This is a genomic window from Gimesia fumaroli (genome assembly GCF_007754425.1).
In the GTDB taxonomy this organism is placed as follows: domain Bacteria; phylum Planctomycetota; class Planctomycetia; order Planctomycetales; family Planctomycetaceae; genus Gimesia; species Gimesia fumaroli.
In genome coordinates this window covers 4,009,777-4,030,840 of record NZ_CP037452.1, presented here as the reverse complement: position 1 = coordinate 4,030,840, position 21,064 = coordinate 4,009,777, and the positions used below count along the sequence as shown (strand labels likewise).

The following is a 21,064-nucleotide window of genomic DNA, read 5'->3' as shown; positions in this document are numbered from 1 at the left end:
AAGTTGTTGCCTCATCATCACTTTGCGAACACCAACATTGGCAGGAACGTGGGCCTTTAGCCTTAACCTACTGTCGTTGTTCGGGTTAGGTTCTATTTTTGCGCTCGTTTTCTACCATAAACGGGCTGTTGCAAGGCAGCAATCGATTATAAAAGATTTGTATGATACGCTTCTGTTTTAGTGATTAACGGTCTGGATATCAAAAGTGTTTGAAGGATTAACGTCCAATCTGAAAAGTGCACTCAGCGGTCTTGCCCGCGGTGGGAAACTCACCGAAGGCAATATCAGGGATGGTTTGCGCGAAGTACGGCAGGCCTTGCTGGAAGCAGACGTTAATTATGAAATTGCAACCAGTTTCATTGAACGTGTCACCGAACAGGCCGTTGGTGAAAAAGTTCTTAAGGCCGTTCGCCCCGACGAGCAGATCGTCGGTATTGTCCATCAGGAATTGATCAATCTGATGGGCCCGGTTGAACCCGGATTTGATTTTAGACCGTCTGGCATCACCGTCATTATGATGTGTGGTCTGCAGGGAAGTGGTAAAACCACCACCTGTGGAAAGCTGGCCCGGCTCTTAAAAGAGCAGGGACGCAAGCCGATGCTGGTCGCAGCCGACTTGCAGCGTCCCGCGGCGATTGAACAGTTGAAGGTGATCGCCGGTCAGGTTGATGTGCCGGTACATGCCGAATCTCCCCAAGGGACAACCGCTGTTAAGGTCTGCCAGAATGGATTGAGCCAGGCGAAAAAACTGGGCAACGTTGATACGGTGATTCTCGATACCGCCGGTCGCCTGCACATTGACGCAGAGTTGATGCAGGAGCTGGAGCTGGTAGAACGCAAGCTGCAGCCGGATCAAGTGATTTTTGCCTGTGATGCGATGACCGGTCAAGATGCCGTGAACAGTGCTAAAGCATTCAATGAAGCTTTAGAACTGGACGGTGTGGTTCTGACTAAGCTGGACGGTGATACCCGTGGTGGAGCCGCCCTGACAGTCAAAGAAGTCACCGGCGTTCCCATTAAATATATTGGTGTCGGAGAAGCATTAGATCGCCTGGAGCCGTTCCATCCAGACCGGATGGCGGGACGAATTCTGGGAATGGGTGATGTCGTCTCACTGGTTGAGAAGGCACAACAGCAGTTTGACGAAGAAGAGGCTGCTGATCTCCAGAATCGGATGGCGCAGGGAAAATTCAGTCTGAATGACTTCCAAAAGCAAATGGCAACCATTCGAAAAATGGGGCCGATGCGGGAAATCATGAAAATGATTCCCGGTATGGGCGGCTTGCTGGATACGAATCCGGATGTCGATCCTGGCTCCGAAATGAAGCGCATCGATGCGATTATCAGTTCGATGACGCCAGTCGAACGCGAAAACCCTGAATTGATTGACCACAGCCGCCGTCGTCGGATTGCGCTGGGAAGTGGGTCAGACCCATCAGATATCAGCCGTCTGGTGAAAGACTTCAACAATATGGCCGGTGTGATGCAGAAAATGGCCGGCATGGGCATGCGTGATAAGATGAAAGCCATGCGTGAGTTGTCTTCCGGCGGGATGATGGATCCGATGGGCGGCATGAGCAAACAAAAAGAACGCAGCAAACGTGGGGGAGACCCCGTCAAGCTGCGAGAGAAAAAGAAAAAAGAGAGAAAAGCCAAGAAGAAACAGCGTAAGAAGAACCGCTAGTCGGACTAACGGTTTTGGAAGCTGTTCCAGTGATATCGCAAAAATTTGTATCTTCCATAAAGAAGTAAGAGTTCGTTTCCAAAAGGAGAAATTAGTGGCAGTTCGTATTCGTATGAAAAGAATGGGTCGTAAACATCGCCCCTTCTATCGTATTTGTGTAATGGATTCACGCAAACAACGTGATGGTGAAGCAATTGAAGAAATCGGGACTTATGATACTTCCGTTGCTGACAAATCTAAGCGTGTGACAATCAACATGGAACGTGTTGATTACTGGATGTCGGTTGGGGCGCAACCTTCTGACAATGTTGCGACGCTGATAAAAAAAGTGAAAAAGAACAAGTTCGGAACAGCGGCTGCGCCAGCACCTCTGATTGCTCCCAAAGAGCCCGAGCCAGAAGCTGCGGAAGAATCAGCAGAAGCAACAGCTGAAGCTTCTGACGAGGGCGCTGCCACTGAAGAAACTCCCTCAGAATAAGTTTCTGAGTCGATTTGTTACAGGACCGCTCTGTGAGAGAGCAAAATGCGATTTGATATTCTAACCTTGTTTCCTGAGCTATTTGACAGCTATCTTGAGCAGGGGTTGCTCAAGCGAGCGATTCAAAATCAACTAGTTGAGATTCAGCGTTGGAATTTTCGCGACTGGGCCACAGACAAACATGCTTCGGTAGATGATCGCCCTTATGGTGGTGGTCCGGGGATGTTGATTGGCTGTGATACCGTTTTTCAATGTGTTGAGCACGTTCAGGAGCAGATTCCTGAGCCTGGTAAATTGATTATGCTGACTCCCCAAGGGAGAACGCTGAACCAAAGCCTGGCTCAAGAGCTGTCAAAAGAACCGCAACTCACATTGTTGTGTGGAAGATACGAAGGGTTCGACGAACGAATCCGCATTGGTCTCGATCCAATGGAAATATCGGCGGGTGACTTCATTACCAACGGAGGGGAAGTGCCTGCCATGTTGATTATAGAGACTGTGATCCGGTTGATTCCCGGAGTATTAGGTGACGAAAGCAGTGCCAAATACGATTCATTTTCTGAATCAGGCCTGCTGGAATATCCTCAATACACGCGGCCTCAGAACTTTCGTGGAATGGAAGTTCCGGAAGTGTTATTAAGTGGAAATCATCAAGAGATTGCACGTTGGCGACACGAACAGAGTTTGAAACGAACTCGCGAGCGGCGTCGAGATCTTTTGACTGAGTCGGAATCAAATTCAAGTTGAACTAAAATAATGTAAACAGAACGTTTCAGACTGCCTGATCAGGTATTCGGGAAACGTCCTCAGAGGACATTGAGTCATGCAGGATTTATTGAAAAAAGTAGAAGCATCCAGCCTTCGTGAAGAACCACTCGAGTTTGAAATCGGGGACACCGTCGATGTGCACACTCTAATTCAAGAAGGTGACAAACAGCGGATCCAGATTTTCAGTGGAGTCATCATCGCCCGACGTGGAAGCGGAACACGTGAAAATTTCACCGTTCGGCGTATCGTTGCCGGTGAAGGCGTGGAGCGAATTTTTCCCGTCAATTCTCCTAAAATTGCCAAGCTGGACGTCAAACGTCATGGTCGGGTTCGTCGGGCAAAACTTTACTACCTGCGTGACCGGGTTGGTAAAGCCACACGTCTGACCGAACGCCGTGCGAAAAAAGACGAAGAGTAAACTGCTGGAAACACACCAGAAGCACTGATTTCTCTCAGTGCTTCTGGCACAGACGTTTGACTCGTCGTTTTCCTTTATCTCGGCTTCCCTTTTCGAGTGCATGCCTATGGCAGGTAAGTGGTTTGGTAAGTTGCTGGGTGATCAGGGAGAACGTACTGCTGTCCGATTTTTGAAGCAGCAGGGGTATTCGATTCTCGCCCGACAGTATCGCACGGACCTGGGAGAAATCGATATCATCGCACTGGACGGTGAGACGATTGCGTTTATCGAAGTCAAAACTCGAAAAAGCAATTCGAAAGGAGAGCCCTTCGAAGCCGTCACACAGCAGAAGCAAATGCAGCTAACCCGGCTGGCAGGCTCATTCCTGAAAAAGCATCAATTGCTTCATCAACCGGCCCGGTTTGATATCATCTCAATTCTCTGGCTCTCAGAAAAATCAACTCCCGAAATTCAGCATTTTCAGAATGCCTTCGAACCCTCTGGTGAGTTTCAATTTTTTACTTAATCCTGCTGGATTGTAAAACGCTACAGATCCTTCTACATTAACGTAGAATTACTTTGTTATCACGTTTGCCACTGAAGGAATGAGACATGTCTGTAGAACAAAAAGCGGCTGAGTTAGGTCTTACGTTTGAACCGATTGAGCCTGGATATCTGAATCTCTGTATCAAGACCGGAAACCTTCTGATGACCTCAGGTCATGTGAGTGATCAAAAAGGAAAGCTGGGAGAAAATGTCAGCCTGGAAGAAGGGATCGCTGCTGCCCGGGACTGTGCCATCAAAATTTTACAATCCGTGCGAGACGAGCATGGCACACTGAATGGTTTAAAGGTGATTAAACTGCTCGGCTGTGTGAATTCGACTCCCGACTTTACAGACCAGCATCTGGTGATTAATGGGGCTTCAGACTTGTTTCATGAACTGTATGGCAAGACGGGAGATGGTTTTCATGCTCGCAGTGCACTCGGCTTTGCTGCGCTTCCGACAGGTGTCGCTGTTGAGATTGAAGCCATTTTTGAGATCGTTGACGAATAGTCAGTAAACAGAATCAGGCCTGTTTCCATAGATAACGTGAAATAGGTCTTCAGGCCGGATAAACCTCAGAAATTAACATTTTTGGGAATTCGCTTGACAAAGTGACGTGTAAAGTGTGTAATACTAGTCGATTGGTATCGGTTAGGTACTAGATATGGTTGAAGGGGACCTCAATTATATTAGCAGGCCTGATTTGATTTCACTCGAATCTGCGAAAAGGATTTCCAACCTGAATGTACGGGAGTTTTGCTCTCAGTCACACCCATGCTTTTTAAAAGCACCTTCCTTAAGTTCTGTGGGCTCATTTTGCTGCAAGGCAGTGTCTTTGTGACAGCGCGAGTTCTAAACAGTTATAGTCATATAACCTGTTTAATTATTAGAGTTTAAGGGTTTTTTCTTTGGGTTTGAGATCGCTCTCAGATTTCTGGTTGCCTTTTTCCGATAATAAAAGAGGAGAAGGAACTCAATACAGTTGAAGTAGTAATTCTCAGGGTACTGAGCACAATAGTGTTAAGCTGAGAGTTTCAACAATCTTACGACTATAGTTTGAAACAATGTTGTTAATGGATTTGCATTGTTTTTGCTGTAGGAGATTGAGGGTCAGGCTAAGATGGCTGGGTCAAATCAAACGCGAGTGGTGATTTCCGGAATTGGAGTTGTTTCTCCAATTGGTATCGGCATCGATGCATTTTGGCGGAATATATGTTCAGGAAAGTCGGGGATTGATCGTCTCCAGACCTTTCCTAATGGAAATTTGCCTTCCAAGCTGGCAGCAGAAGTCAAAGACTTTCAGCCAGAAATTCACCTGTATAATAAAAAATTCTTGAAGGTCATGTCGCGAGACATCCAGTTGGGTGTTTCTGCCGCTTCTGATGCTGTACGTAATGCCGGAATCAAAGAGGGAGTTGTTGATCCGGAACGATTTGGCGTATCCTTTGGTGCTGGTCATATTCCGACGACCCCTGACGAGTTGGTAGAAGCCGTCAAACACTGTGCAGAGCATGATACCTTTGAAATCACACGCTGGGGCGAAGGCGTCATGGGGCAGATCACGCCTTTGTGGATGCTGAGACAGCTTCCCAATATGCCCGCATGCCATATTTCAATCGAACACAATGCGCAAGGCCCAAACAATACCATTACCAGCCAGGATTCTTCAGCTTTGCTGGCATTGTCAGAAGCGATGCGATGGATCAAGCGTGGTGCCGTCGACTGTATGATTGTTGGTGCCTGCACGTCTAACATCAATCCGGTTGACCTTTCACGCAAGAATCTGATTGACCTGTTGTCACGGGATGAAGATCCCAAACGCGCCTGTCGACCGTTTGACCGTGATCGTGATGGTACGATTCTCGGTGAAGGGGCAGCGGCATTCGTTGTTGAGAATTATGATCACGCGGTTCGCCGTGGTGCAGAAATTTATGCCGAAGTGATCGGACTGGGAGCAGGCTGTGACGGCCGTGCTTCTTCGGATAATAATCATCAAAATGATACCGGACTGGTTCGTGCCATCGAATCTGCAATGCGACAGGCAAATCTGAACCCCGGTCAGCTTGGCCATATTAACGCTCATGGCAAGAGCACGAAGATTGATGATCAGGTAGAAGCCCGAGCTTATCACCGTCTGTTTGGTGATGATGCGACGAAGATTCCGATTACGGCTCTCAAAAGTTACTTCGGTCACTTTGATGCTGGTTCCGGGGCTGTTGAACTGGCGGCAAGTATTCTTTCACTCCGCCACAATGCGACTCCTGCGACATTGAATTACGAAACTCCTGACCCATTGTGTAATCTCAATGTGGTGCATGGTGAAGCTCGTCCGCTTTCGATTCCGACTGCCATGTCAGTCAGTCGAACTGCCTTTGGTCAAAGTGCCGCTGCGATTTTACGGGCGATCTAAGATTCACTTTTCAGCCGTTGCTGTTCTCTCATTCCTGTTTGCGCCTTTTTTGCGCGCTTTTCTATCTTCCCCTTGAGAACGAGAATGAAAACTATCAGAATGATAGTTCGGGTAGGCCATTAAAACATTCTCTCTCAGTGCTGCCTTCCATCAGGGGAAAACTATTTCGCTCAACATTTTCTCAGGAGATTCCGTCATGGCGACAGACGTGCTAGATTCGGTTGCAAGCATTCCACAAATACGACAGACACAACTTTTGATTAACGGGGAATGGCGTGATGCGTTGAGCGGAAAGACTTTCGCGACCGTGAATCCTGCGACGGAAGAGGTGATTGCAAATGTAGCTGAGGGGGATGCCGCTGATATCGATCTAGCAGTCAAAGCAGCACGGACGGCATTTGAATCGGGGCCGTGGTCCAAGATGGATGCCCGTGATCGTGGGCGGCTGATATATCGACTGGCTGATCTGATTGAAGAAAATATTGAAGAGCTGGCTGCTTTGGAGTCGCTCGATAATGGAAAGCCGATTCGTGACAGTCGCGCCGCCGATTTACCGCTGGTGATTGATTGTCTGCGATACTATGCCGGCTGGTCAGACAAAATTGAGGGGACCACCATTCCCATTCGTGGCAACCATTTCTGCTACACCCGCCGGGAGCCTCTGGGAGTCGCAGGTCAGATTATTCCCTGGAATTTTCCCTTGTTGATGGTGGCTTGGAAGTGGGCCCCCGCCTTGGCTGCAGGGTGTACCATCGTGATGAAACCCGCGGAGCAGACGCCGCTTTCCTGTTTGAGAATGGCGGAACTGGCGATGGAAGCTGGTTTTCCTCCCGGCGTGATCAACGTAATTCCCGGGTATGGCCCCACTGCCGGCGCCGCGCTGGTGAAACATCCCGATGTGGATAAGATTGCATTTACCGGCGAAGATGCGACGGCCAAGATCATCATGGCGGATGCGGCGGCGACATTGAAACGACTGACTTTTGAACTGGGTGGTAAAAGCCCCAATGTGGTATTTGCTGACAGTGATCTGGATGCAGCCGTTGCTGGTGCGGAATTTGGACTGTTCTTTAATCAGGGACAATGTTGTTGTGCCGGAAGTCGATTGTTTGTCGAAGAGTCTGTGCATGAAGAATTTGTAGCCAAGATCGTTGCCAAAGCGGCTGCACGCAAATTAGGTGACCCGCTCAATCCAGAAACAACTCAGGGACCTCAGGTTGATCAGGCCCAGATGGAAAAAATCTTGAGTTATATAAAGAAAGGGAATGAGGCGGGAGCCCAGTGCGTTACAGGGGGAACCCGTTTTGGAGAGAAGGGATTTTTTGTAGAACCGACCGTCTTTGACAACGTGACCGATGAAATGCCGATTGCCACCGATGAAATCTTTGGCCCGGTACTAAGTATCCTGCCCTTTAAAAATGTCGAGGAAGTGATCAGCCGGGCGAATAATACGCACTTTGGCTTAGCGGCTGCGGTCTGGACGAGTGACGTGAAAAAGGCACACCTGATGGCGGATCGAATTAAGGCAGGGACGGTCTGGGTCAATTGTTACGATGTGTTTGATGCCGCCGCGCCGTTTGGTGGATTCAAACGGAGTGGAATCGGACGCGAGTTGGGAGCAGCGGGGCTTGCCAGTTATACGGAACTCAAAACAGTGACAATGAATCTTGATTAAGTGGTTTCTCGTACATTCAGTCGTACTAGAGAGCAAACTCATTCACATAGATAAGTTCGAACTCACTGTCTCATAGTGGTTTAGAATCAGTGAAATTATAGTCTCGAATGTGATGTGAGGATCGACCGCGCAATATATTTTGCTATAATCGGCCCGTATCTGAAATCAATTCACCTGGAACAGGAAGTTCGAATGGGCTCGTGGCATATCATATTTACACTGGGAATCTTTCTCGCTGCAGGTCTGCTGTCGGGCACACTGGGTGAGTTGTTCCGTTTGCCTAAGGTGACCGCCTATTTATTAATGGGTGTGATTCTGGGCCCCGCGCTACTTGATCTCGTACCTCACAAGCATATTGAAGAGCTGGAGCCGCTGACAGATCTGGCGATGGCGCTGGTTTTATTCGGCCTGGGAAACCATTTTACCCTCTCGCGCCTGCGTCGATTATTTCACCGTGTGCTCCCACTGTCGCTAAGTGAAATTCTCGCTACCTTTTTTATCGTCTATGTTGGATTATTACTGGTCGGCGAATCGGGAAGTGCTGCGATTCTGCTTGGTGCGTTAGCGATAGCCACAGCGCCCGCGACCACCATTCTGGTACTGCGAGAAATGGAGTCGGAAGGACCGATTTCCGAGTACACGGGAATTCTGGTGGCGCTGAATAATCTGGCATCCATTATTGCATTCGAAGTCATTTTTGTCGCCGTGCTCTTTTTGAAAGGCGACAGTGCTGGAGGATCCGTCTTTTCGGGTCTGGCCCATCTGGGCATGGATATCTTCGGTTCTATTTTCATCGGTGTTTTTGGTGGATTCATGATTAGCTATGGCAGCTCCATCATCAAAGGGAGCCGCCGAATCATCATGTTCGTCGGATTGATTTCCCTGGCACTGGGATTATGCCGCACGATGGAATTACCTTACATGCTGACATTCCTTGCTATGGGCTTTACTGTCGCGAACTCACTGGCAGAGGAAGAGGTGCCTAAGGTTGAAAAGGAGCTGTATCCGCTGACCGGGTTCTTGTGCGTCCTCTTCTTCATCATTCATGGTGTGGAACTCAAACCGAAGCAGTTTATGGAAGCGGGGCTGATTGGTGGGAGCTATATTGCCTTACGCTTACTAGGTAAATATTTCGGTATCCTGGTTCCGGCGAAAATGCGTGGTGAAGAACCAGAAGTTTCCCAATGGTTGGGAACCACTTTGTTTGCACAAGCGGGGGCAGCAATTGCGCTCTCGGCGATAGCGGTGGGGAGAGATGAAGTGCTGGGAACCCATCTCCAAACCATTATTCTGGGCTCGGTGGTATTTTTTGAAATCGTTGGGCCGATCATGATCCGACAATCCGTGCTGCGTGCTGGTGAGGTTCCATTGATCAATGCTATTCATCATACGGCTGGAGATCCGATTAGCGAATTTCAGTCTATGATCAGACGGTTCCTGGTCTCTTTTGGTCTGCTTTCCGAGATTGATCAGCCCCCCGATCTGATTCTGGTTGAGCAATTGTATCGCAAGAATGTAAAAGGAATTTCACAAACGGCGACATTCAACGAAGTGATTTCGTTCATTGAGCATAGTCATGATAATACGTTTCCAGTTCTGGGCCCCAACGAGGAAGTTGTGGGAGTGATCCGGTATCAGGATCTAAGTAACACTTTGTTTGATCCTAAGATTGGTTCGCTAGTGAGAGCAGCAGACCTGGCGAATAACCTGGAAACAGTGGTCTATCCCGATGATTCATTAGCTCGGGTATGGACCAAATTTCGTGAGGGGTCTTATGATTGTCTGCCCGTAGTAGCGCGAGAGCAACCGCATCGCATGCTGGGCATTATTCGTCGTTGGGAAATCCTCAAGTATTATATTAAAGGTCATCGCTCGGCTCAGAGCAATGATTCGAAGTAAATTCTATGTATCATGAAATTGGGAAGAACGGACGCTGGTCCAGCGTTTGCCATAGATCAGAAATACTCTAAACTGAATTTATCAACAGAATTAAACGTGAGGCACCTCACAAAATTTCAGAGTTCAATAGAGGGACGTTTGCGGTGAAACGAGTTGCATTAATAACGGGAATCAATGGCCAGGACGGGTATTACTTGTCTCGTTTTTTAAAAAGTAAAGATTATGACGTCCATGGAATTACCTCCTGCAGTAAGCCTGGGATCGGCGAGCCTCCTGAGAATTGTTACTACTGTGATTTTGCAGAAGGTTCGAATCTCAATCAGATTCTAGGGACGGTGCAACCGGATGAAATTTATCATTTAGCTGCCCAGAGTCATGTGCGTCTGTCATTTGACATTCCTGTTTATACGGCGGAAGTGACAGGGGTGGGAACACTGCGTCTGCTGGAAGCCTTGCGGTATTATGAGGAACAAAGCCAGAAAAAGATTCGCTTTTACCAGGCTTCTTCCAGTGAAATGTTTGGCAAGGTCGTTGAATCACCGCAAAGTGAAACGACTCCTTTTCATCCGCGCAGTCCTTATGCGTGTGCGAAAGTATTCTCGTATTGGCAGACAATTAATTACCGAGAATCGTATGGCATGTATGCCTGCAACGGGATTCTGTTTAACCATGAATCCCCCCGACGCGGCGAAGCATTTGTGACACGAAAAATCACCAAAGCAGTAGCACGGATCAAACTGGAGATGCAAGATAAATTGTATCTGGGCAATATTGATGCCAAACGCGACTGGGGTTTTGCCGGTGATTATGTGGAAGCGATGTGGCTGATTTTACAGCAGGACAAACCTGACGATTTTGTGATCGGTACAGGGAAAACCCATTCCGTTCGCGAATTTCTCGAAGCAGCATTTGGTGCCGTCGATCTGGACTGGAAACAGTATGTTGAAATCGATCCCCAGTACTATCGTCCTGCTGAAGTGGAATTACTCTGTGCCGATCCATCTAAGGCACGCCAGAAACTGAATTGGGAACCGAAGGTTTCATTTGAAGAATTAGCGCGACTGATGGTTGAAGCCGATATGAGGCTGACGCAGCAGGAGAAAATCCTGAGCGAAGCAAGTTCTTGATTTTAGAGTTCAGTTTGCATTCCTTTTCCGGCTCGGAATATCCTATGTCAGTTCAAAAAGAAATCGAAACGCTTCGTAAACAGCTTGAGCACCATAACCGGCTCTATTATATCCAGGCAAAGCCGGAGATATCTGACCGCGAGTTTGACCGGTTAATGAAACTGCTGGAGAAACTGGAAGCCGAACACCCGGAGTATGATTCACCAGACAGCCCGACGAAGAAGGTTGGCGGAGCACCGATTGAGGGTTTCCAGACGGTCCCCCATCGCCTGCCGATGTTGTCGATTGAGAATATCTTTGAGCAGGATGGGCTCCGTGATTTTGAAACGCGGATCTGTAAGTTGCTTGGTGAAGAGCAGGTTGAATTAACCGCGGAATATAAAATTGATGGCGTCGCGGTTTCTCTGATTTATGAGAACGGACATCTGACACAAGGCGTCACTCGAGGCGATGGCCAGCAGGGCGATGATATCACGCATAATGTGCGGACGATTGGCGGAGTGCCATTGCGTCTGCAGACAGACAATCCTCCCGAATTACTGGAAATCAGAGGGGAAGCCTATATCAGTAATTCAGACTTTCAGATTCTGAATGTCGAAATGCTGGAGCAGGGGAAAGAGCCGTTTGCCAACCCACGTAATACAACTGCCGGTGGGTTGAAACTGCTTGATCCCAAGTTATGTGCGAAACGAAAAATTCGTTTTTTTGCCCATGGTACGGGGGCAGTCGAAGGCGTTGATTATCAAACGCATATCAATTTTCTGGCTGCGATTCAGGAGATGGGACTTCCAGCGACACCAAATGTAGAGGCATTCCCCAATCTGGAAGCAACCCTCGACCATGTTCAAACAATGATGGATGAGTTGCATACGCTCGATTTTGAAGTTGATGGCATTGTGCTGAAAGTCAATCGGTTTGATCAGCGCGAATTGCTGGGGAATACATCGAAAAGCCCGCGTTGGGTCGTGGCTTATAAGTGGGAACGTTACGAAGCGGTCACCAAGGTTGATTCGATCGTGTTCCAGGTTGGAAAAACAGGGACAGTGACTCCCGTTGCGAATCTGGAGCCGGTTCAGATCGCCGGAACGACCGTTTCCAGAGCCAGTCTGCATAATCATGATGAAATGGAACGCTTGGGAATCCAGGTTGGTGACTGGGCTGTTGTTGAAAAAGCCGGGAAAATTATTCCACATGTGGTTCGTGTGGAAGAGCACCTCCGCGATGGCAGCCAGAAAGAGATCAAGTTTCCGAAGAAATGCCCTGAATGTAAGACGACACTGGTTAAAGACGAAGGGGGCGTTTATATTCGCTGCCCGAATCCGAATTGTCCCGCCTCAGTGCGGGAGACGTTGCGTTATTATGCTTCGCGATCGGCAATGGACATTGAGGGAATGGGAATCAAAATGATTGAGCAATTGCTTGAGCAAGATCTCATTAAAGGACTGGCGGATGTCTATTGTCTTGATGAGCACTATGATCAGTTGATCAATCTGGAACGACAGGGTGAGAAGTCGATTGATAATCTGCTGGCGGGTATTGAGAAATCCAAGCAGCAGCCACTCTGGCGATTGTTGACCGGTTTGAATATTCGGCATGTGGGAACCAGTAATGCGCGCATTCTGGAAAAACAGTTTGGGACGATTGAGGAAATCAGCAAGCAGAGTGTTGAAGATCTCGCGGCAGTGGATGAAATCGGTCCCATTATTGCCGAGTCCGTATATAACTTTTTTCACTCCGATTTCGGTATCAAACTGATCAAGGAATTGAAAGAACTGGGACTGAGTATGGGGAGCCCTGTGAAAAAAACAAAACAGCCAGCCGGCATTCTCGACGGGAAAACCGTTGTCGTGACAGGGACATTGTCGCAATTCACACGTGATGAAGCGAAAGAGCTGATCCAAAAGCATGGCGGGAAAGCGTCGGGAAGTGTCTCCTCGAAAACCGACTATCTTCTGGCTGGTGAAAAGGCCGGGAGTAAGTTGGCGAAAGCGGAAGAGCTGAATGTGCCCGTGCTGTCTGAAGACGAATTCTTGCAAATGTTGAATGAAACGGTTTAAACCAGGCGGGTTATCTCATCTCTGGAACTTTCTGCGTGAGATTCATCTGACGCAGCCGTTGCAGTCTGGCATGTAGATTTGATTCAGTTTGGTACTGTTGTTCCAGGTCCCAAAGGTCCATGAAGACTCTGCCTCGTTTCAGGTTCAAACAGGCTGCGAGAGTCGTTTCAATCGAAGCGAGTTGTGGTGGAGAAAACTGTTCGCGCTCTTGCAATTGTTCCAGAAGTCCATTGCCGGACCGTGTGGGAATGAGGGAACAGCATTCGACCCCCAGCGAAAAAGCATATTCTGCAGATTTGATGGCCCATTCCACACCAGCCTGTTCTTCCATGAATGGTGGTTTCAACAGAATGAACGCTCTGACTGAAATGGCGTGGCTTTGAAGAAATTCGACCGCTCTGGCGAAGTCATCCAGCGTCATTTTTTTATTGAGTGACTTTAAAACTTCTTCGTGGATTGTTTCCAATCCCAAGGCGACCTCCAGCTGTCCAGCGATCATTTGCTGAAACTCGGTGCAGGTCTGATTGCAGAGTAACGGATGATTTTCAACAATGACTCGTTCGAAGTGGCGTGTCAGCTCAGCAATCGCCGGGAGGTCTTGCTGGGGAATGGCTTTCGGATCAAAAAAATTTCCGCTGTTATATAACTTGATCTGGCTGGCAGGGGGAAGGCGATAAAGGGCATGTTCAATCTGATGCGGAATCAGACCTGGTTTGAGCGTTTCTTCTGTTGTGTTTTTCCAAAGGTCACACATCAGGCAATGAAAGGGGCACTCACGATTTGTGAGAAAAATGGTTGAGACGTCTGTGAGAATGCCTGCCGCAGAATATTCTGTTTCGTTTAAAAAAGCATAAGGCAGTTCGGGCGAAACCTGGTTTTTAGCGGGACGAGCCGCGAGAATTTGATGGTCATCGATCATTGGCATCGCGGGGTTCATTTCGTCGGCCTCATTGCGTCTGATAAATTAGCATCTCCCGTGTTTTCATGATTCTGCTGCTGCAGAATGTTTACGATGACTGATACAGTGAGAGCAACGTTTGTCGGTACACATTTTCCGAATCGGAAAAAACGGTATTGAAGGATTGGTCATTAAGGCTGCCTTCCTGAAAGCGTCGTTTAGGATAAACGGGCATCGACAGTCCTGTAATTTGTTTCACGCCTCGGCAGACAATATCCCCCTTGAGGGCGTAGAGTTTTTTATGGTCCCAGCCAGTCAGTTCGATATAGGGAATTCCTTCGGCGACTTCAATTACGTTTGGTAATGCATACGGACTGAACCCCTGAAAGCCAAGACTGCGGGCGGGGGCATAAGTTCTGACATGACCGCGGCTTTGGCCGCCGGAGTAGGTGAGAGAATGTTTGACTGCTTCGACTCCCCAACCTTCCTGGTAGAGCATCAGATTATTCAGGACACTGCGAATCGTTAATTCCGGATTGGCTTCAATGGGATAATCTTTCAGATTTTCATCTCCACCGTCGCCGTCAATGAGATATTTCCAGTGGGGATACAGCCCTCTGATTTTTTTACACGAGGCATGTGCCATTGTTGCGGCTTCGACATCAAGCTGTTTGTAATCTTCAAGGACTTTGATGGTTTCTGTACAGTCCAGGCTGCTTTGCGGAACTTCCAGTATCTCCAGGAACAGGCCGAGTTGCATCTGTTCCAGAAATTGCTGTGCCTGGCGACAGTCACTCCCTTCACCATTGATGGAAAGCGAAAAGGCTTTCAAACGAGATGGTGATTCGTTGCGCGTGATCAGTGCATGATAAACCAACAGGAAAATCGCACCGCTGTCAATTCCTCCGGAAAAGAGCACGCCGATGGGCTCCATACGGGGGATCGTGTCCAGCCATTTATTGATCTCTTGAGAGACAGCGCCAATATACTCTTTCCCGATTTCATCCAGTTGTGTTGACAGTTTGTTTCGTTCAGGAGTGAAGTAGCGTGTTGTTTTCGGGTTCGGATCGGGGCAGCCGATTAATTGCAGCTCAAGAATATAATGCGCGGGAACCATTCTGGTGTAGGATGGATGAAACTGGTCGTCGAGTCCTTCAGTTTTCAGGAACTCATAGATCTCATCGATTCTCTCAGCGATGACAAGGCAAGGGCCTTCTGCCCGTTTGGCGAGGAAAAAACGCATCGGTCTACCGATCGACCGCGCCATGCGAATTCGTGTGCCCTCTTTGTGGACGAGTGCGAACTGCCCATCGATTTCTCGCACTCGTTCCGGAGAACCACTTCCGACTCGTTCGGTTGCCTCTTCAACGGTCATGTTGAAAAGAATATTTGCTGCAGGGTCCAGTAAATTAACAAGTCGTTCCACGTACTCTTCATGAATCATTAAATCTAATCCTAAGATTTAATCTGAGCGGCTTGGGTTAGTGTGACTTTAAAAAATTTTATGCTGGTCATTCAAAAAAGAAAACGGATGGTGGAAGAAACCTCAGCATTTTGAAATAAATTCAAAGGACCAGATGGGTCTGTAGCCATGTGAGGCTATGACAGAAGCTGACATAGACTAAGTCCATCTGATTCAAGTCTTTCTATTGAACTTAGTTGGGGTTGAGAAAGGATCTGTAGTCTGGTACCTTAGGCAAACATATAGGAGTGGACTTATGAGTCAGGCGATATTCTCATTTGATGTTACACGTCGTCAATTTCTGCAGGCGTGCGCAGCTGGTGTTGCGGGAGGGATTTCTCTTCCGCGGTGGACTGCATTGCAGGCAGCAGTGCCGCAGAAAAACAGTCAGCAATCCGTGGTGATGATCTATCTCCCCGGAGGGCCGACACAATTTGAGACGTTCGACCCCAAGCCAGATTCTCCAAGCGAGATTCGCGGTTCTTTCTCACCAACCCAGACGAACGTTCCGGGAGTTCAGTTTTGTGAATTGCTGCCGCGGTTATCTGCGATCGCAGACAAGTTCTCTGTCATTCGTACATTGGTTGGCATGGAAAATCGACATGAATCGTTCCAGTGTTATACCGGACGTCCGGGAGGGCGGAATGAAGATGGCGAACCCGCTGGAGGCTGGCCTGCATTCGGTTCGATTGTTTCAGAACTACTTGGTCCGGGCAAACAGGGAATGATTCCCTATGTCGATGCTGCCCCTAAGATGAGCTATGCGCCTTATAACAATAATGGAAGTCACTTGCAGGGGAATCCATCGTGGCCTGGTTTTACAGGATATAACCATATCCCTTTTACACTCGAAGGCGAAGTGAAATCGGATCTGGTTTTAAACGGAATTGATCTTGCGCGTTTCAATGAGCGCAGAGCGTTATTGAAATCATTTAAACAGAATCAGCAGGCATTTGTTGTTGAGGGGCTCGATAATTTTCAACAGCAGGCGTTTCAAATGCTGACATCGGGGCGGTTTGCCGATGCCATGGATGTGGAAAAAGAACCTCAGTCAGTGCGGGATCGCTATGGCAAATTACAAAAAACGGACCCGAGTTTTGGAGGGGCCCCACAAAGTCCTCAACATTTATTAATGGCGCGCAGGCTAGTCGAAGCAGGCGTACGTTGTGTGACCGTAGCCTTTGGCGCGTGGGATTGGCATGCGAATCGAGAAGGTTCGATCGAATATTTATCCAAAAAGTATTTGCCCGTATTTGACCAGGCGCTGGCCGTATTCATCCAGGATCTGGAAGAACGAGGTTTGCTGGAACAGACGACGGTGATTGTCTGGGGGGAATTTGGTCGGACTCCGCGTATCAATGCCAAAGGGGGCCGCGATCATTGGCCGGGAACACAGTCGGTTTTGATGGCGGGCGGCGGAATGCAAGGCGGTCGAACTGTTGGAAAGACAGACCGAGTCGGGGGAGTACCTCTCGATCGTCCGGTGCATGTGCAGGAAATCTTTGCAACGCTATTCCATAATCTGGGGATTAACACAGAAACCGCTCAGATTACGGATTTGTCAGGTCGTCCTCGATATCTTGTTGACTCTGGTCGACATCCGATTCGTGAATTATATTAATTTATCGTCCGCCGCAGTTCGATCTGGATTCAAAGAATAGAATGTATTCTGAAGTGCAGATGAATTGCGTTTTGATGCAGACCTCATGGAGAGACGCGGTAAATCCCTCTCACTTAAGAAAACCTTTAAGTGATGACTATCATAATGCTTGTGAGACGATGGCCGCAGTCGCTGATGAACAATCGTGTCGATTTGGACCGTTGATTTTCCTGCAAAATTGAATATACTGCAGGCTAAGCTGAGCTCAAACATCACGCGCCAGGATTTCACTCAGAATTACCACTCTCGGTGCGCTCACAACTAGATCATTCGATACTCCTGATCTGAATTTACCAGAAGAACAATAATTATGTTAAATAGCGAAGTACCCAGGCTTTCTCCTCCCAGGTCACTCAAGGACCGTTCAGATAAGTCAGACGAGCAATATCGTCAGGCACTGGGACTTGATGAGAATGGGAACGCCACCTGTAACGAAGATCGTGATGAAATATTACGGTATCTGAATCTGCAGTTAATCGCCAATGGTTATCCGGCTGCTCTGACAGACGCAGACCGCACCTTCGCTGATATAGCGAAAGGGTTGCTGGAAAATCATCGACAAAAAAATCGTTTACTGGCGAATCACCGTTGTCCTGCGGACAAGCGGATTGAAGGATTTCTGCAATCCCATTTTAGTGATATTGACGGATCTCAGGAATTAAAATTACCCGGTAAAACGCTGGTACTGGACCGGTTCGGACTGGCGCGGGAACTTTCCCTTCCCGTCGAGGATGATGTATTTGTCAGTGATCTGGTGCAGTCGTATCGGGTGAAAAACGGCGTACTGCATAATCCGAAACATGATCGACGCACGACCGTCGGCACATTTCACGTTACCGAAGGGGGCTTGCCGATTGCGGGAGATAAGCGAGCGGTCCCACGTGCGGTTTTTGTGAAAATGTTTCAGCATGCGATGCAGCCTCCTCAGGAAATGAAATTATTTCCTTTTACATCGAAACAGGAAGAGCCCGCATCCGGCTGGGCTTCCCTGATGTTGCGGCCGATTGTGTGCCCTGAAGTCAAAGGTGTCACGCCGGAGAAGCGGATGGAAGTTCGTTTCTTCGCACCTGGAACCCTGGTGAGTAATCTGGACTTTGTCGAATCCATTTTTGGAAATGCCGGTGATCCGTTTGTACCCGAAAATGATGCCGGTCTGGATGTGATGCATTGGACCGGGCATACCGGCGCGGTCATTCTGGCACCACACTTAACCACGTTTACAAAAAAAGAACTTGGCTTACCACACTGGGATGATGCGACCGAACGTCAGCAACGTGACAGCATGTGCTGGAAGGCGGAAGATGAACTCTATAACGATGGCCTGGCATTCAAAATGACCTGCCGGACTGATGAGGGCGTGATCGTCACACTCATTGCTGATAACTATTTTGGTTATTGCAAAAAAGAAGTGAAGACTCAAATCAGCTACTCTGCCAATTTGTATGGTAATGCGGAAGAAGAGCATGCGGGCGGCGCGATTGCCTATCCGAGCTATAACCTGGGTGAAGGCTTCCAGGTCAATAGTGTGAAATACAATGGTCGTACGTTTGACGATGTGATGCGCGACTATGGCGACCACATTGACGGTCAGCCGGAAGGATACGGAATCGACCGAGTTTATCCTGATTTGATTTACATTCCCGAGGATGCCTACGCCAGTCTGCCGGAGCAATGTATTCGCTGGACCAGGGGCGGACAAACGCATTCCATTCCGCTGCTGCCGGGCCGCGTATATATGGCGCCTTCCGGTTATCATCTGCGGATGGAAAAGCATCCGGCTGCCCCTTCCTGGCGAATTGTGGGAACCACGGGCGAAGGAATCTTTTGTCACAAGCCTTGTACGGTTTCCGGTGGTGGTAAGAGCGAAATCAGTAAGTCGCTGCTGGATTACATGTTGTATGGACCCGTGTTCGTTTCCAATTACAAAGAAGATATGGAATACGTGCGTGAAATTATCGAGAAAGACTACTCGGATCGCTGGCTGGAACCTTTGTCGGATGGAGATCCCAAACTTCGTCCAAGCCGGCGCGTATTGGACATGAATCGTTCGCTGGGAAGTGTGATCAAATTGCTGACTCCTTCTCCCGCTTATACACCGGAATTCAATGAGTGGCTGAATAAGATTCCCGATCACATTCGCGCGTTGGTCTTCATTATTAAACGTATTTATTGGACCAGTTGGGGAGAAGACTGGGCCAGCCATTTTGGCGTTGATATTGTGAACGGCACACACGGGCATGAATTAAAATACCGCGAGCGGAAACTGGTGGGTACCTATTTACGGGTCGGTCTGTTTTCCCTGCTGGGCTGGCGGACATTCAAGGTGCGGCAGGACTTTATCGCTGCGATGAAAATCCAGACCGAAGATGACATCAGTGCTTCGGTTGTAGTACCGTCTCGTATGTTGAGTTATCTGGCAGAAGGCGAGAACAATCCCAGTTGTAAATTTGTGATTAATAGTGAGTATCGTTTATTCCAGCGTCCTGATGATGCCATCGTTCGAGGTCTGGACAAGCAGACGGAAGCTGATCTATCCCGACCTGGTAATTTCATCTCTAACTTTGAGCCACTCTCGATTGAGCAAGTGCGTGAGATGAGCAAATACGTGGTTGATTTTGATGCCTTTAGTCCACCGATGCAGGAGATGCTGCATGCCGCTGAAAAGTCCAACAGCAGTTACGTAGTCTGTTCTGCGAACCCGCGACAGATTGATGGTAAGCCGACGAAAAACCCTCGCTATCTTCAAATTCGCCCCGATCTGGTCAAACCATTTCATACTTACATCACCAAAATGGCAACACGCCTGTTTCGTGCGGTGCCTGCAGATGAACCGGTGCACAACCCTGTGAATGCCGTGATGCTGGGACGACGTAACAATCCCCCCGATCGGGAAAAAGGAATTCGCAGTCTGGCCGTATATTCCCCGATCCATTATCAGGAACTGCCGGAGCTGTTCATGGATTTCATTTGCTCGCTGACCGGGAAAAGCCCTTCGACAACAGGGGCGGGCAGTGAAGGGGCGTTGACCAAAGGCCCCTTCAATGCGCTGCGTCCCGCTGCCGACTTGAATAGCGCGCTGGTCGGGTTTATTCTCACCGGCTATGCTGGTTTTTCGTCGGCCGCCGGTCATATTGGACCGAATGTGCGTGTTGACCATGATGTCAGTCTGTTGATTCCAGAGATCTGGTGCCGGATGCAACCGCAGGAACGCGACCCGAAGTATTTAATTGAGGAAGGCCTGCTGGAACCACTTAAGGACTTCGAGCATAACGGAAAACAGATTCCGGCAAGTCGTCTCGGCTACCGCATTACGTACCAGTTCCTGCATCGTTTCTTTGGTCGTGTGTTTGATAATCCGGCCTCGGTATTCGACGAGACCATTCTCCAGCCGGAAAAGCAGGATCTGGAATCGTTTGTCGACGGTATTCAGCATATCGCCGAGGCACAGCAGCGCGTGGCGCTACAGTACTTTGCAGATGGTTCTTACGAAGAAGCCTGCCCCCCATTACAGGCGATTCTTTCGATTATGGCACACGGGAACTGGCAGGGACATACGATCCATGATGACGAAGTCCGATCTCTGTTTACACCGGAGTCGCTGCTGAAGAGCCAGTGGTATCAGGATCGTCTGGTTGCGCGGCAGGAACGGGAAGTTGCGTTGCTCAAACGCCACTTGGAATATCTCGATCAGTTTACGGTCCATCCTGGTTATGATCGGGAAGTGAAGCGACTCAAGGTTGCCGAGCGGCGAAAATGGATTGAGGACCAACTGGCGCATGTTTCTTCACCAGATTACCTGCAAGCACTGGTAGGAATGATTGGTGCCGAGCCGGCAAAGGATTTGAATCAGCCAGCCTCCTAAAAAGCAGGCCGTACGCTGTTTCGCTTTTTCGTTGATTTGCTAGAATGCATCACTAATGCCGCGCGCCCCGGTCACACCTCTGAGTGTCATTATTTTGTCTGACAGGGGACGTCTGCATTGATTATGTTTCACGGCGTAAAT

The 21,064-nt window shown here is 48.7% G+C and carries 15 protein-coding genes; 13 read left to right on the top strand and 2 right to left on the bottom strand.

Going from position 1 to position 21,064, the window contains the following annotated elements; all coding sequences use genetic code 11:
• Positions 1-205 precede the first annotated feature (205 nt).
• The 11 genes from ffh to ligA all read left to right on the top strand — a co-directional run bounded on the left by ffh (position 206) and on the right by ligA (position 13,041).
• Entirely contained in the window at positions 206-1,684 is a 1,479-nt protein-coding gene (gene ffh / locus Enr17x_RS15385; RefSeq protein WP_145310186.1) for a signal recognition particle protein, read from the top strand.
• A gap of 94 nt (positions 1,685-1,778) precedes the next feature.
• The gene (gene rpsP / locus Enr17x_RS30250) at positions 1,779-2,162 is read left to right on the top strand and encodes a 30S ribosomal protein S16 (RefSeq protein WP_145310184.1); all 384 of its coding nucleotides are present in this window, start codon (positions 1,779-1,781) and stop codon (positions 2,160-2,162) included.
• A gap of 45 nt (positions 2,163-2,207) precedes the next feature.
• Complete coding sequence (gene trmD / locus Enr17x_RS15375; protein ID WP_145310182.1) at positions 2,208-2,909, top strand: tRNA (guanosine(37)-N1)-methyltransferase TrmD; 702 nt, start codon at positions 2,208-2,210, stop codon at positions 2,907-2,909.
• A 76-nt stretch (positions 2,910-2,985) separates the two neighbouring features.
• Positions 2,986-3,348, top strand: coding sequence for a 50S ribosomal protein L19 (gene rplS, locus Enr17x_RS15370; protein ID WP_145217233.1), 363 nt, complete (start codon positions 2,986-2,988; stop codon positions 3,346-3,348).
• 106 nt (positions 3,349-3,454) lie between these two features.
• Entirely contained in the window at positions 3,455-3,853 is a 399-nt protein-coding gene (locus Enr17x_RS15365; protein ID WP_145310180.1) for a YraN family protein, read from the top strand.
• A gap of 86 nt (positions 3,854-3,939) precedes the next feature.
• Positions 3,940-4,383 (top strand): RidA family protein, encoded by a 444-nt coding sequence (locus Enr17x_RS15360; protein ID WP_145310179.1) that lies wholly within the window; start codon positions 3,940-3,942, stop codon positions 4,381-4,383.
• Positions 4,384-4,993: 610 nt separating this feature from the next.
• Positions 4,994-6,283: a beta-ketoacyl-[acyl-carrier-protein] synthase family protein gene (locus Enr17x_RS15355; RefSeq protein ID WP_145310177.1), complete on the top strand. Its 1,290-nt coding sequence runs from the start codon at positions 4,994-4,996 to the stop codon at positions 6,281-6,283.
• 196 nt (positions 6,284-6,479) lie between these two features.
• On the top strand, positions 6,480-7,958 hold the full coding sequence (locus tag Enr17x_RS15350; protein WP_145310174.1) for an aldehyde dehydrogenase family protein: 1,479 nt from the start codon (positions 6,480-6,482) through the stop codon (positions 7,956-7,958).
• Positions 7,959-8,150: 192 nt separating this feature from the next.
• Entirely contained in the window at positions 8,151-9,857 is a 1,707-nt protein-coding gene (locus tag Enr17x_RS15345; RefSeq protein ID WP_145310172.1) for a cation:proton antiporter domain-containing protein, read from the top strand.
• Between the two features lie 143 nt (positions 9,858-10,000).
• Positions 10,001-10,984: a GDP-mannose 4,6-dehydratase gene (gene gmd / locus Enr17x_RS15340; RefSeq protein WP_145310170.1), complete on the top strand. Its 984-nt coding sequence runs from the start codon at positions 10,001-10,003 to the stop codon at positions 10,982-10,984.
• A gap of 44 nt (positions 10,985-11,028) precedes the next feature.
• Positions 11,029-13,041, top strand: a complete 2,013-nt coding sequence (gene ligA, locus Enr17x_RS15335; RefSeq protein WP_145310168.1) for an NAD-dependent DNA ligase LigA — start codon at positions 11,029-11,031, stop codon at positions 13,039-13,041.
• Positions 13,042-13,051: 10 nt separating this feature from the next.
• Here ligA and Enr17x_RS15330 read toward each other — a convergent pair whose 3' ends face one another.
• Both Enr17x_RS15330 and Enr17x_RS15325 read right to left on the bottom strand, forming a co-directional pair.
• Positions 13,052-13,978 (bottom strand): radical SAM protein, encoded by a 927-nt coding sequence (locus tag Enr17x_RS15330; RefSeq protein WP_232100738.1) that lies wholly within the window; start codon positions 13,976-13,978, stop codon positions 13,052-13,054.
• A gap of 70 nt (positions 13,979-14,048) precedes the next feature.
• On the bottom strand, positions 14,049-15,383 hold the full coding sequence (locus tag Enr17x_RS15325) for an asparagine synthase-related protein (RefSeq protein WP_145310166.1): 1,335 nt from the start codon (positions 15,381-15,383) through the stop codon (positions 14,049-14,051).
• 274 nt (positions 15,384-15,657) lie between these two features.
• On the opposite strand from Enr17x_RS15325, the gene Enr17x_RS15320 reads away from it, so the two are divergent.
• Positions 15,658-17,022, top strand: coding sequence for a DUF1501 domain-containing protein (locus tag Enr17x_RS15320; protein WP_145310164.1), 1,365 nt, complete (start codon positions 15,658-15,660; stop codon positions 17,020-17,022).
• Between the two features lie 349 nt (positions 17,023-17,371).
• A complete protein-coding gene (locus Enr17x_RS15315) occupies positions 17,372-20,923 on the top strand; it encodes a hypothetical protein (protein ID WP_145310162.1) in 3,552 nt (1,183 codons plus the stop codon).
• The last annotated feature ends 141 nt before the right edge of the window (positions 20,924-21,064 follow it).